Consider the following 14,797-nt stretch of genomic DNA (forward strand, 5'->3'; position numbering starts at 1 on the left):
TCTTTCCTCTTCCTTCCATTCTCCGCATGACCCTTCCTATGACGATGCTCCTCAAGGGGGCTCTCCATGTCGAATGTTTACAGAGCAATTTGCGAAAGGTTGGTTTGCGCTTGCAGTTGATCGCGGATCAACATTGGGAACTGCGGACGCTAAACCTTCAAGGTTTGCCAGACAATCAACAAGAAGCACGGTTGCGTGAAGCGATCGATGAGATCGGCACGCAGCAAAAGAGTTTGCAGGCGATTTTGTGTACATTGGGCAAGGAGGAGCACCTGCTCTGCTTGCTGGTGCCAATCGATGCGTATGAGGACTTGCAGGACCTGCTGTTGGCAGTGGCTGCGGGCTATGAACAGGAGCTTGCGGGAGCAGGTTCTACGGCGATGACCGCAGCGTGGAAAGCGAGTTTGGACGGTCCTTGGCTGTCCGAAGCAGAGCGTGAAAAGGTGTTGTTTACGTGGAACGAGACCGGTACCGCCTATCCGCGTGAGCAGTCGATTCAGGAGCTATTCGAAGAGCAGGCTACGCGCACGCCAGATGCAGTGGCGGTAGTCGATGCGGGCGAGCAGTTGACCTATCGCCAATTAAACGAGCGGGCGAACCGGGTGGCACAAGCGCTGTGTGTGCCCGGGGTCGGGCCCGATGTGCTCGTCGCCATCTGCGTGGAGCGCTCGGTGGAGATGATCGTAGGAATGCTTGGCATCTTGAAGGCTGGCGGGGCTTACGTACCGCTCGATCCAGCCTATCCTAAGGAGCGTTTGGCTTACATGTTGTCCGACACGGAGACGACGGTGTTGCTGACACAGCGCCAGATCGCTCAGGTCTTCCCGGCACATGATGCGGTCGTGCTCTGTTTGGAAGACTTGGCAGGTCAAGTTGCAGAAAATCCGCCTTGTCGGGCCACCGCAGAGTCGCTCGCCTATGTGATGTACACGTCAGGCTCGACGGGACGACCGAAAGGGGTGGCCGTTCCACAGCGCGGCGTAGTGCGCTTGGTCCGCGATACCAATTATCTGCAGTTCGGGCCACAGGAAGTGTTTTTGCAAGCGGCGGCGGTGTCGTTCGATGCGGCAACGCTGGAGATTTGGGGGGCCTTGCTGAACGGTGCGCGGGTTGTGCTGATGCCAAGCGGGGCGTTGTCCTTGGAAGAGTTGGGACGAGTCGTTCGCGAGCAAGCTGTGACCGTGCTGTGGTTGACAGCCGGTTTGTTCCATCAGATGGTGGAGCACCGTTTGCCAGATTTGCGCGGTGTCCGCTATCTGTTGGCGGGCGGCGATGTTCTCTCGGTGCCGCATGTGCAAAAGGTGTTGCGGGAACTGGACGGAATCGTCTTGCTCAACGGGTATGGTCCGACCGAAAACACGACGTTCACTTGCTGTTATCCGATGCGCAAGGCGGAAGATGTCGGGACCTCGGTGCCAATCGGACGCCCGATCAGCAACACGACGGTGTATCTGCTCGACAAAAGGATGCAACCAGTTCCTGTTGGTGTGCCGGGCGAGCTTTATACGGGCGGTGACGGGTTGGCTCGCGGCTATTGGCGCAACGAGCAGTTGACGGCAGACGCGTTTGTCGCGCACCCGTTCGTGCCAAGCGATCGATTGTATAAGACGGGTGATCTCGCGCGCTATCTGCCGGATGGGCAGATCGAATTTTTAGGCCGGATCGACAGTCAAGTGAAGATTCGTGGGTTTCGGATTGAGACGGGCGAGATCGAGACGGCGATGTTTCAGCATCCGGCGGTTCGCAGTTGTGCGATCTTTGCGCGTGAGGATGTACCGGGTGTGAAGCGTTTGGTCGCCTATGTGGTGCTAAGCGGGCAGGAGCAGGTAAGCATCGCCGAGTGGCGGGCATTTTTGGCAGAGCGGCTCCCCGAGTATATGATTCCGGCGGTGTTTGTGCAGATCGACGCTCTGCCGCTGACCGCAAACGGCAAGGTCGATAAAAAAGCGCTCCCTGCGCCGACAGCTGGCCGTCCTGAACTCCGTGCGGACTATGTGGCCCCGCGCGTTGAGACGGAGGTGCTGATCGCCAGGATCTGGGGGCAGATGTTAGGGATTGCAGAGATCGGCATTTACGACGACTTCTATGAATTAGGTGGAGATTCGCTGTTGGCGACTCAGATTTTGTCCCGTGTCCGTGCGGCGCTAGGCGTGGAGTTGTCGCTTGCCGATGTGCTGGAAGCACAGACGGTCGCGCGGCTTGCCGAAACTGTCACACGGAGCCAGACGGCCGACAGTGCCCGACTACATTCGGCGGGTGATGAACCGAATGTATCCAATGGGAGCGAGATCGGGAGTGCTACTGGTCAGAACGCTGGTCGATCAGCAAATGCCGAACACAGCGTTGAGGGTCGGACTGAACTTCCGAACCGCGAGTTGAGGCCGATCCCGCACAGAGCGGGGGAAGCCCTTGCTCCCGTCTCTTTTGCGCAGCAGCGGTTGTGGTTCCTCGATCGATTGGAGCCGGGGAGTGCGCTGTATAATTTACCGCTGGCGTTGCGGCTTCGCGGGGAGTTGAATGTGACAGCGCTGGAGCAAGCGTTGTCAGAAGTGGTGCGGAGGCATGAGGCACTGCGCACAGTGTTTGTGGATTTGGCTGGGCAGGCGATGCAAGTCGTTGCGGCGGCAAAGTCTGTTGAATTGAGAAAATGTGTGACTTGGGACGACCTGCGAAACGAGGCGGCGGAACCGTTTGATCTGGAGCGAGGCCCGCTTATTCGGGCACAGCTGTTGCGTGTCGCAGAAGCAGATCATGTGCTTTTGCTCAACATGCATCACATCGTCTCGGACGGATGGTCGCTTGAAGTGTTGCGCAGGGAGTTTGCGGCGCTTTACACCGCGTTTGTCGAGGGACAAGCTTCACCGCTCCCAGAACTGCCAGTGCAATATGGCGACTATGCCAGTTGGCACCGCGAATGGCTGGAAGCTGACGTGTTGGACAAACAGCTCGTTTATTGGAAGGAACAGCTGAGCGGCGAACTTCCGGTGTTGCAATTGCCTGCTGATCGTCAAAGACCTGCTGTTCAATCTTTTCGAGGCGGTACGAAGCGAATGATGCTGTCTGCCGATCTGGTTCGCTCCCTGCAGAGCTTGAGCCAATCGGTGGGCGCAACCTTGTATATGACGATGCTAAGCGCCTTTAAAACATTGCTCCATCGCTACACAGCGCTTGAAGATGTGCTCGTCGGCACCCCGATCTCCGGACGCAACCGAGCGGAGACCGAAGGGCTGATCGGCTTTTTCGTCAACACGCTGGTGCTGCGGACCGAGGTCGTGGGCACGCTTCCCTTTCGAGACCTGATCGCACGGGTGCGCCAGACCGCATTGGGCGCCTTTGCCAATCAGGATGTGCCCTTTGAAAAGTTGGTCGAAGCACTGCGTCCTGAGCGCGACGGATCGCACTCTCCGTTTTTCCAAGTGATGTTCGTGTTTGAAAACTCGCCCAAACTGGCGCTGGAACTGCCCGGTCTCACGCTTGAACCTGCTGAGATCGACAACGGGATGGCCAAATTTGACCTTTCGCTCCTGCTGATGCAGGAGGCGGAGGGGCTTTCCGCGACGTTCGAATACAGTCTGGATCTGTTCGAGGAAAGCACGGTTGAACGCATGATGGGACACTTTGTCACCCTGTTGCAAAGCGTCTGTGCCGCCCCGGAGCGGACAGTTGCCCAATTGTCACTGCTGACGGCAGAAGAGCTTACATGGCAGCACACACTCGCCGCCAGCACCAACCGCGATTTTGATGACACCGATCTGCGTTTGCATGAGCTGTTCGAACGACAAGTGGCAACCACACCACACGCGGTCGCTCTGGTCGCGGGTCAAACGGTGTTGACCTACCGCGAGTTGAACGATCGTGCCAATCGCACCGCCCGCTACCTGTTGCAGGTAAGAACCGCCCCGATCGGCATCGTCGCCGTTTGTATGGAGCGATCGGTGGAGATGGTCGTTGCCTTGCTCGCCGTGTTGAAAGCGGGCGGTGCCTATCTTCCCCTCGATCCCGAGTATCCGCAGGAACGCCTTGCCTTCATGTTGGAAGACTCGCGTGCGAGCATATTACTCACCCAATCTAGGTTGCAAAAGAGGTTCGACAAAGTGGACGCACAGGTCCTCGCTCTGGAAGAGATCGAGGATGCTACATCCCTAGATACGGATGAAGCGTCGCAGGTCGCAGTCGCAGCACAGGACGCCGCCTATGTGATCTACACATCGGGCTCGACAGGAACGCCAAAAGGGGTGGTCGTGCCGCATGGCGCGATTTGTAACCACATGCTGTGGATGCAGGAAGAGTTCCCCTTGGACGCAACCGATGCCGTTTTGCAAAAAACGTCCTTTTCCTTTGATGCATCGGTTTGGGAGTTTTACGCACCCTTGTTCGCTGGGGGTCGCTTGGTGCTGGCCGAACCGGGTGGACACCTCGATGCCCGCTACCTGATCCGCGTGATGCAGGAGCATAACGTGACCGTGCTACAAGTGGTACCGTCAATGCTGACGATGCTGCTTGGCGAAGCGGAGTTTGCCGCCTGTGGCGCGCTGAAGAGAGTGTTCTGCGGGGGTGAGGCACTGAGCGCAGAACTGGTCAAGCGATTTTATGCGCTGTTGCCAGCCGAACTCGTCAATCTGTATGGACCGACAGAAGCTTGCATCGATGCGACCTTCCACGTCTGTTCGCGCGACACGTCAGAACTGGTGCCGATCGGCCGACCAGTGGCCAACGTGCAAACCCTTGTGTTAGATGAAGCACAACAACTCGTACCAGTTGGTGTGACAGGCGAACTGTACATCGGTGGCGCAGGACTGGCCCTCGGTTATTTGCACCGCCCGGACTTGACCGCAGAAAAATTTGTTGAGACGTCCTTTGGACGCTTGTATAAAACGGGCGACTTGGCGCGGCAATTGGCCGATGGAACGTTGCAGTATGCAGGGCGCATCGATCATCAGGTCAAACTGCGGGGCTTCCGCATCGAGCTTGGGGAGATCGAAGTCGAATTGCTCAAGCATCCGGCGGTGACCGACGCGGTTGTGATGGTGCAGGAGAACCGTCTGATCGGTTATGTGGTCGCTTGCGAAGCGGTCGAAAGGAGCGCGTTGCAGACCCATTTGCGCGCTCGGTTGCCCGACTATATGGTGCCGGCACAGATGATCGTGCTGGAAGCTTTTCCTTTGACCGCCAATGGCAAGGTGGATCGCAAAGCGCTGCCGAAACCGGACATTGAAGCAATGAGCGAAGTGATCGTGCTCCCGCGTGGTGCTGTCGAAGAGGTGATCGCCGTGATCTGGGCGGATTTGTTGGAAGTGGAGCAAGTCGGCGTGACGAGCAACTTTTTTGCACTCGGTGGCCACTCCTTGCTCGCGATGCAAGTGATCTCACAGATCTGCGAGGCGTTGGACGTGGAACTTGGGGTCAAGGCGCTGTTTGACGCACCGACTGTCGAAGGGCTGACTGGAGTCCTGTTGCAAAATGAGCAGGAGCGACAGCGTATCGAAAAAACGGCAGAGCTTTTGCTTCAGCTATCCGACATGTCGGAACTTGAAGTACAGATGATGATGGAGGCGGAGAAATGAGCCGGGTTTCGAAGTTTGCGATGTCAAAAGAGAAGCGAGCGCTACTCGACAAGATGCTGCAAGAGGAAGGAATTTCCGCCTCGGGAATCGCGCGCATCGAAAAGCGTTCGGACCAGCGTCCGGCACGCTTGTCGTCCAGCCAGCAGCGCTTGTGGTTTCTCGACAAGATGGAGCCGAACAGCAAGACGTATAACATGCCGTATCTGATCGAACTGCATGGCCCGCTCGATGTGGATCTGTTGCGTGATACCCTGCAGGAGATCAGCGAGCGCCATGAGATTCTGCGCACCTCTTTTGCTACACAGGACGGGGAGACGGTGCAGGTCGTCAACAGTAAGCAGGCTGTGACGATGCACGTGTTGCCGGTTCAACCGTCAGATGTTGGTCGCTTGGCGATGGCAGAGGCGCAAAGGTCGTTTTCGCTCACCGAGGGGCCGCTGCTGCGCACGGTGCTGTTGCAGACGGGGGAGGAAAAGCACACCCTTTTGCTCACCCTGCACCACATCGTTTTCGATGGCTGGTCGATGGGCGTTCTGCTGCGCGAACTGTCTGCGCTGTACGAAGCGTTTGCCAAAGGTGAGCCATCGCCGCTCGGCGTGTTGCCCTTGCAATATGGGGATTACGCCGAATGGCAGCAGGAGTGGCTGAAAGGCGCAGGGTACCAACAGCAGATCAACTACTGGAAGGAAACGCTCGCCGGTGCGCCGGTCGTGCTCGACCTGCCTGTCGATCGTCCCCGACCACTGCTGAAGACCGACCGTGGCGGCAACGTTGCCTTTTCGCTGTCAAATGAGCTGGCGAAGCGGTTAAAAGCCTGGAGTCAGCAGGAAGATGTCACCCTGTTCATGACCTTGTTCGCCGCGTTTTCTGTGCTGCTCTCCCGCTATAGCGGACAGGAAGACCTGCTCATCGGAGCCCCGTTTGCCGGGAGAAGTCAGCGCGAGACGGAAGGGTTGCTCGGCTTTTTCGTCAACACCTTGGTCCTGCGTGCCAACTTGACTGGCGATCCGACGTTTTCCGAACTGGTGCGCCGCGTCAAGGAGACGACGACCGGAGCGATGTCCAATCAGGACCTGCCGTTTGACAAACTGGTCGAAGAATTGCAACCGATGCGCGATGCCAGTCGCAGTCCGCTGTTCCAAGTGATGTTTAACTTCCTTGACTCGCCGCATGAGGAACTGCACTTTGGCGGCCTTACCCTGACGCACAGTGAAGTGCTGAACGGCACAGCCAAATTTGACCTGACGCTTTATGTCGAAGATGGGGCGGACGGCATCAAAGGAAACTTCGAATACAACCTCGACCTGTTCGAAGCGGCGACGGTGGAGCGGATGGCCGGACATTTGCAAACGCTTTTGGAAGGCATCGTCATCCGTCCGGAGCTGTCGGTGGTCGAACTGCCGATGCTGACCGATGCGGAGTTGGAGCAGGAGTTGCAGGGGTGGAATGACACGAAGAGACCGTATCCGCAGGACCGTTGCGTCCACCAACTGGTGGAAGAACAGGCTGAAAAGCGGCCGGATGCGGTAGCGACTCTTTTTGACGGAACGGAATTGACCTATGCCCAACTGAATGCGCGGGCGAATCAACTCGCTCACCACCTGCGTCAACATGGCGTCAGACCTGATGCTCTCGTTGGTCTTTGCGTCGAGCGATCGCACGATCTGGTGATCGGGATGCTCGGTATTCTAAAAGCGGGAGGGGCCTATGTTCCACTCGATCCGGCTTACCCTGCCGAGCGTTTGGCGTTCATGCAGCGCGACACCGGGCTTTCTGTGATCGTAGCGCAAGCGCATCTGCTGGAGCGCTTGCCACAAAACGGCGTGCAGACGATCTGTCTTGACCGCGACCATGCCGCGATCGCGGCGGAGCGCACAGACAATTTGGCACCAGTGACCGACGCGGAACAGCTCGCCTACGTGCTGTATACATCCGGCTCGACCGGGGTGCCCAAAGGTGTGCTCGTCCCGCATCGCGCGATCAACCGCTTGGTCTGCAACACCGATTATGCGCAACTTGACGCAAGCGATGTGGTCGGGCAGGTGTCGAACTCTTCATTTGACGCGGCGACCTTTGAAATCTGGGGTGCGCTGGTCAATGGAGGCAAACTGGTCGGCGTGACCAAAGATGTGGCGCTGACACCCAAAGAGTTTGCTGCGGAGCTAAAAGCGCAAGGGATCACGGCGATGTTTATGACGGCTGCGCTGTTCAATCAAATCGCAGCGGTGTTTCCCGACGCGTTTTCAGGCCTACGCCATCTACTCGTCGGCGGCGAAGCGCTCGACGCACGCTGGATTCGCGAAGTGATCATGCACGGAGCACCGCAACACTTGCTCAACGGGTACGGCCCTACAGAGAGCACCACTTTCGCGGTCTGTCAGCAAGTGTACGACCTAGCGATCGATGTGGCGAACATCCCGATCGGCAAACCGATCGCCAACACGGTGGCCTACGTGCTGGACTCTCGATTACAGCCGCTTCCGGTCGGTGTGCCGGGCGAGTTGTACCTTGGCGGAGACGGGTTGGCACACGGCTATCTAAACCGTCCGGAACTGACCGCTGAGCGCTTTTTGCAGAACCCGTACGGAACAGGGCAGCTGTATAAAACGGGCGACCTTGTGCGCCGTTTGCCAGATGGGACTTTGGAGTACCTCGGCCGCCTCGACCATCAGGTCAAGGTGCGCGGGTTTCGGATCGAGCTCGGTGAAATCGAGCAAGCGCTCGCCGCACAGCCTGCGCTTCGCGAGGTGGTGGCCATCGTGCGCGAAGATGAGCCGGGCGATAAGCGTATCGTAGCGTACGTGGTGCCTGAGCAAAGCGGTGCTATCACGGCACAGGAACTGCGCGAACAACTGAAATCAAAGCTCCCCGAGTATATGCTGCCCTCGGCGATCGTCTTGCTCGATGCACTGCCGCTGACCGTCAATGGCAAGGTTGATCGTCAAGCGCTGCCCCATCCGCAAGCGGCAAGAGGGAGCGACACAGACTATGTTGCACCACAAAACGAGACGGAAGCGATCGTGCTTGGGGTGTGGCAAGCGGTGCTACAAGTGGAGCGGATCAGCATCCATGATAATTTTTTTGATCTTGGTGGACATTCGCTCTTATTGATCAAGGTGCATGAAGGCATTCAGGATAAACTGCGGACTCAGTTTTCGATCGTTGAACTGTTCCGTCACACGACGGTCTATACGCTGACTCAATTTTTGACCTCTCAGCAAGCATCGGCAAAAACGGCAGGACAGGCGGAGGAATCGCAGGCGCGTGCGCTTTCCAAAAAAGATGTGATCAACCGCCGCAAGCAAGTATCAAAAGGCAGGGGGAAGTAAGAGATGAGCCACGAGAAGGAAAACCAACTGCTCGAAGGAATTGCCATCGTCGGAATGTCCGGCCGTTTTCCGGGTAGCAAGAACATCGCTGAATTTTGGGCAAATCTGCAAAATGGTATGGAAACGATCTCCGAGTTTACCGAAGAAGAGCTGAAAGCGGCAGGTGTCGATGCCGACCTGTTGCAGGACCCACAGTATGTGAAACGCGGTGGTCTGCTCCAAGACCGCGAGTTGTTTGACGCTCATTTTTTTGATTACACCGCCAAAGAAGCGGAAGTCACCGACCCCTCCCACCGCCTGTTTCTCGAAACGGCATGGGAAGCGCTGGAGACGGCAGGCTACGATGCGGAACAGTATCCGGGTCGCATCGGGGTGTATGGCGGCGTCGGGGCGAACAGCTTCTCCTATCACCTAAGCGCCAATCGGGCGCTGTTTGAGCAGATCGGGGCGCTGCAGGCGACGCTTGCGACCTCCTATGATTTTCTGGCGACGCGCGTCGCGTATAAGCTCAATCTGACCGGGCCTGCGCTGACCGTGCAGACGGCGTGCTCCACATCGCTTGTCGCCGTGCATCAAGCCTGTCAGCAACTGCTGATGCACGAATGCGACATGGCGTTGGCAGGGGGTGTGGCGATCAAGCTGTTGGAGGCGGAAGGCTATCTCTATCAGGAAGGTAGCATCCTCTCTCCCGACGGGCATTGCCGCGCCTTTGATGAACAGGCACAAGGCACGATCGGCGGCGACGGCGTGGGCGTGGTGGTGCTGAAACGACTGGAAGATGCGCTAGAGGATGGCGATCAGATCTACGCGGTGATTCGCGGTTCGGCGGTCAACAACGACGGCGCGGAAAAAATCGGCTTTACCGCACCGAGCGTGGACGGGCAGGCGCAGGTGATCCTCGACGCGCTGGCCGTGGCCGGGGTGGAAGCGGACACGATCTCGTACATCGAGACGCATGGCACAGCAACCCCGCTCGGCGATCCGATTGAAGTGGCGGCGCTGACCAACGCCTATCGGGAAAGCACCGACCGCGTCGGCTATTGCGCCTTGGGCTCGTTGAAAACGAACATGGGACATCTTGACGCGGCGGCAGGTGTAGCAGGGCTGATCAAAGCCACCTTGATGCTGAAACATGCGCAGTTTGTTCCCAGCTTACATTTTGAAAAAGCAAATCCGAAACTCGGCTTAGAATCATCACCGTTCTATGTCAACACCGAGCTGAAAGCGTGGCCGTCGGGCCGTGAGCCGCGCCGGGCGGGCGTCTCGTCCTTTGGCATGGGGGGTACGAATGCCCATGTGGTGCTGGAAGAGGCGCCTGTAGCTGAGGTGGGTTCCGAATCGCTGCGCAACTGGCAACTGCTCGTCTTGTCGGCCAAAACGAGTACGGCGTTGACCAGCGCTACGGAAAATGTAGCAGCACACCTGCGCGAAAATCGACAGGGCGAGTTAGCAGACGTAGCCTATACGCTACAAACGGGCCGTCGGGCATTTGACCATCGGCGGATCGTGGCGGTGCAAAGCCATGAGGATGCGGTTGCGGCGCTGACTGCGCTGGACGGAAAGCGAGTCTTCACCGCAGAATCGGAAACGCGAGACCGTTCGGTCGTCTTCCTCTTCCCAGGACAAGGCGCACAAAATGTGAACATGGGGCTGGACTTGTACCGCGAGGAGCCTGTGTTTCGCGAACAGGTGGACCTCTGTTCCGAACAGCTCAAGGCCCACCTCGGCTTCGATTTGCGCGATGTGCTCTACCCGGCAGTCGACAAGCAGGAAGAGGCACAAGAACGATTGCGTCAGACCTCGATCACCCAGCCCGCTCTGTTCGTCATCGAGTATGCACTGGCCAAGCTTTGGATTGAACTGGGCGTACAACCGAGCGCGATGCTCGGCCACTCGATCGGCGAGTATGTGGCGGCCGTCTTCGCAGGCGTGATGTCGCTGGAGGACGCGCTGAAACTGGTAGCTGTGCGTGGCAAGCTGATGCAGTCCTTGCCGGAGGGCACGATGCTGGCTGTACCGCTGGCCGAAGCGGAGGTGCTACCGTTGCTCGGCGCCGGATTGTCTCTGGCGGCGGTGAACGGGCCGCGCGCCTGCGTGGTCGCTGGAACCACGGAAGCGGTGGAACAACTGGAGGCGCAACTGCAAGCGCAGGAAGTGGAGTGCAGACGTTTGGTGACCTCTCATGCGTTCCACTCGGAGATGATGGACCCGATTCTCGCGGCGTTTGCGGAAGCGGTGCAAGGGGTGGAACTGCACGCGCCGCAACTGGCCTACCTCTCCAACGTGTCGGGCAGTTGGATCACGGCGGAAGAAGCGACCGACCCGAACTACTGGGTCAAGCATCTGCGCGGTACGGTGCGCTTTGCCGACAATGTGCACGAACTGCTTCAAGAGCCGGGCCGTCTGTTCCTCGAAGTTGGCCCTGGTCGCTCGCTGATCGGCCTGACCCGCCAACAGGTGGCGGCGGAAGGGGCGCAGGAAGTACTACTTTCCTCGATGCGTCACCGCGATGAGCAGGTGTCTGATGCGGCCTTCTTGCTGACCTCGCTCGGCCGGATCTGGCTGTCCGGGCTGAAGCTCGATTGGACACGGCTCTACCAAGCAGAAACGCGCCGCCGCGTGGCGTTGCCGACCTACCCGTTCGAGCGCAAGCGCTACTGGCTGGAGCGCAAGGCGGGCACCACCGCCAAAATCCAGCGCAAGAAAGCGGACATCGCCGACTGGTTCTATGTGCCAACGTGGAAAAAGTCGCTCCTGATCGCAGACGATGCGACAGATGCAAAACATTGGCTTTTGTTCCTCGACGAGACGGGTGCTGGCGCAGAGCTGGCCAAGCGCCTGACTACAGCCGGACACCACGTGGTGACGGTCGCAGCCGGGGCGTCTTTTGCCAAAACGGAGGCAGACGCCTACACCGTGCGTCCGGCGGAGCGCGAAGATTACAGCCTGCTGTTGGATGACTTGGCGACTGCTGAGCGTCTGCCGCAGAAGATCGTTCATCTGTTCGGCGTGACCGACGCGGCGGACGATTACGAGGAGACGCAGGGCAAAGGCTTCTACTCGCTGCTCGGCCTGGCGCAGGCGCTCGGCGAGCAGACCCTGGCAGACGGTGTGGAGATCGGCGTGATCACCAACAACCTCCAAGACGTCCTGAACGACATCGTCACCGCTCCGGCCCGTGCCACCGCGCTCGGCCTGTGCAAAGTCATCCCGCAAGAGCTGACCGGCGTCTCCGCCCGCGCGATCGACATCGACAGCGTGACCGATGCTGCCCTGCTGATCGCCGAGCTCTCTGCAGAAAGCGTGGACACGGTGGTGGCCTATCGCCGTAGCCTGCGCTTCGTGCAGACGTATGAAGCAGTTCGCTTGCCGCAGCGTAGCGCATCTGTCCACGCGAACGCGGTGGTCCTGATCACCGGTGCCAATACGCCAAACGGCCAGGCGGCAGCAGCGTATTTCGAACAACACCAAAATGCGAAGCTGGTGCTCATCACGCACGACGCGGAAGCAACCGACCCGCACGCTGTCACCGTGCACGTGCAGTCCTCCGACGCGGCAGCCGTTTCCGTGCAATCGCCAACGTCGAACTCGATTGAGATCACCGTACAGCCGCAGTCGGCAACCGAGGCCGGCTCGCAAACGAAAACGGCAGACAGGCTGTACTTCACCGCCAATATCACCGACCTTGCACAGATCCAATCGATTGTGCAGCGAGCGACGGAGCAGTTCGGCGAGATCACCGGCGTGATCCATGCGGAAGACCCGCGCGGCACGGGGATGTTGCAGCTGAAAACCCAAGAGATGACCGCCGCCGTCCTCGACCCGAAAGTAAAAGGTGCTCTGGTGCTGGAGCGGGCCCTCGCCGATGCGAAGCTGGACTTCTTCCTGCTCTACAACTCCACCGTCGCCGCTACCGGTGGCTTCGGCCAGTCTGACAACTGTGCTGCGGGCATGTTTTTGGACGCTTTTGCCGCCGCCAGAGCTCACACGCACACGGTCAATTGGGGCATCTGGAAATGGGATGACTGGCAAGAACAGCAGCTCACAGGTGTCGCTGAACTGCACCAGCAGTTGCGTGAGGCACGCCTTGCGTTTGGCATCACGGAAGCGGAAGGATGGGAAGCTTTGACCCGCATTCTCAGCTTCGGCCTGCCGCAGACGGTCGTCTCCACCCAGGATTTCCACGACGTGCTGCAAGCGTCGCAAAGCTTCACCGCTGCGGGCTTCCTCGAAGCGCTGGAAGAGTCCCGCCAAGCCGCTTTGGCAGGCGCGCAGTCCAATTCCAACTATGTCGCTCCGCGCAATGAACTGGAAGAGACGATCGCCGGATTCTGGGCCGAACTGTTCGGGATCAACCGCCCATCGATCCAAGCTGACTTCTTTGACTTAGGCGGCAATTCGCTGGTCGCGATCCAACTGGTCACACGGATGCGCAAACAGTTTGGCATGGATTTCCCGATCAATACGATCTTTGAATCACCTACCATTGAAGCGCTCGCCCAGATGGTGGAAAGCAACCAACTCGGTCAGGAAAAATTGGATGCGCTTGAGGAACTCCTGAAGCAGATCGAAGGCATGTCTGACGATGACCTGCTCGCCAAAATGCTGGAAGAAGAGACGAAGTGAGGAGTGAAGTCCCGATGAACGATCTGAACAAACGACTGGCCGCACTGTCACCGGAACAGCGCGCCCTGCTGGAAAAGCAGTTGAAAAAGCAAGGTCTCGACAACCTCGTCCAAAAAGAGGAAAGCGGCGAAATCGCCGTCACGATGCCGAAAGCGGACAGCGGGTCGCCAACTTTCAAAGGCGCTGGTCTGGAAAAGAAAGAGCGCGACCCGAACAAAGGGATGGACTTTTCCCTCTACTTCTTCTCAGGCGATGGCAGCACCGCGTCCCGCGACAAGTACCAGTTGCTCATCGACTGTGCCAAGCACGGCGACGAACACGGCTATGCGGCGGTCTGGACGCCGGAGCGCCATTTTCAAGATTTCGGTGGCCTGTACCCGAATCCGGCCGTTCTATCGGCTGCGCTTGCGATGGTCACCGAAAAGATCGAACTTCGCGCTGGCTCGGTCGCGATTCCGCTCCATCACCCGATTCGCGTAGCTGAAGAATGGTCGGTCGTCGATAACCTCTCCGGAGGACGCATCGCGATCTGTGCCGCGTCCGGCTGGCATCCGAACGATTTCATCCTCTCTCCGAAGCCGAACATGGATTACTACACCAATCGCCGACAGGAGATGATCGACTCGCTTGGAATCATCCAGCGTCTGTGGCAAGGCGAGACGGTCACCATGACCGGCATCGATGGAGAAGCGGTGTCAACCCGCATGCTACCACGACCGATCCAGCCACAACTCGAGTTCTGGTTCGCCTCCCAGGGCGCGCCTGAAACGCTGATCAAGGCGGGCGAGATGGGCGGTCACATCCTGACCGGACTGGTCAACCAACCACTGCACGAATTGGAGCAAAAGATCAAGCTGTACCGTGACGCTCGCGCCAAAGCGGGGCATGATCCGGAAAAAGGGAAGGTGGCCGTCATGCTGCACACTTTCCTGGGCACCGATAACAACACGGTCAAAGAGCAGGCGAGACAGCCCTTGACCAGCTACCTGCGCACCTTCCTGCGCCAACAGGACAATTTTAAAAGCGACTTCGACCTCGCTACGGAAGCGGATAAAGATGCACTGGTCTCGTTTGCTTATGAACGATACTTCGAGGAAAGCACCTTGCTCGGCACGGTAGACAAATGCGAAACGCTGATCAACAACCTGATCGCCATCGGCGTGACCGAAGTCGCCTGCCTCGTAGACTTTGGTCTGGCACCGGATACGGTGTTGGAAGGTCTCACCCATCTGAATGAATTGCAAGAACGGTATCGTGTCAAACAAACGGTATAGGAGG

At 58.4% G+C, this 14,797-nt stretch carries 4 protein-coding genes; all 4 read left to right on the forward strand.

Annotation, left to right across the window (positions count from 1 at the left end; translation table 11 throughout):
- Positions 1-110 precede the first annotated feature (110 nt).
- The 4 genes from CIG75_RS06605 to CIG75_RS06620 are packed head-to-tail and all read left to right on the forward strand — an operon-like array spanning position 111 to position 14,793.
- On the forward strand, positions 111-5,564 hold the full coding sequence (locus CIG75_RS06605; protein WP_172844422.1) for a non-ribosomal peptide synthetase: 5,454 nt from the start codon (positions 111-113) through the stop codon (positions 5,562-5,564).
- Positions 5,561-8,893: a non-ribosomal peptide synthetase gene (locus tag CIG75_RS06610; protein WP_094235924.1), complete on the forward strand. Its 3,333-nt coding sequence runs from the start codon at positions 5,561-5,563 to the stop codon at positions 8,891-8,893. Before CIG75_RS06605 ends, CIG75_RS06610 begins: the two co-directional genes overlap by 4 nt.
- 3 nt (positions 8,894-8,896) lie before the next feature.
- Positions 8,897-13,519 (forward strand): type I polyketide synthase, encoded by a 4,623-nt coding sequence (locus CIG75_RS06615; RefSeq protein WP_094235925.1) that lies wholly within the window; start codon positions 8,897-8,899, stop codon positions 13,517-13,519.
- Between the two features lie 14 nt (positions 13,520-13,533).
- Positions 13,534-14,793 carry an LLM class flavin-dependent oxidoreductase gene (locus CIG75_RS06620; RefSeq protein WP_094235926.1) on the forward strand — a complete coding sequence of 420 codons (1,260 nt, stop codon included), beginning with the start codon at positions 13,534-13,536 and terminating at the stop codon, positions 14,791-14,793.
- Positions 14,794-14,797 lie beyond the last annotated feature (4 nt).

The sequence above is a fragment of the Tumebacillus algifaecis genome (assembly GCF_002243515.1).
GTDB classification, from domain to species: Bacteria; Bacillota; Bacilli; order Tumebacillales; family Tumebacillaceae; genus Tumebacillus_A; species Tumebacillus_A algifaecis.

What these genes read in the sequence shown, in the direction of transcription:
- CIG75_RS06615 (WP_094235925.1), top strand. Translation starts at nt 8,897, where the DNA reads ATGAGCCACGAGAAGGAAAACCAACTGCTCGAAGGAATTGCCATCGTC.
- CIG75_RS06620 (WP_094235926.1), top strand. Translation starts at nt 13,534, where the DNA reads ATGAACGATCTGAACAAACGACTGGCCGCACTGTCACCGGAACAGCGC.
- CIG75_RS06610 (WP_094235924.1), top strand. Translation starts at nt 5,561, where the DNA reads ATGAGCCGGGTTTCGAAGTTTGCGATGTCAAAAGAGAAGCGAGCGCTA.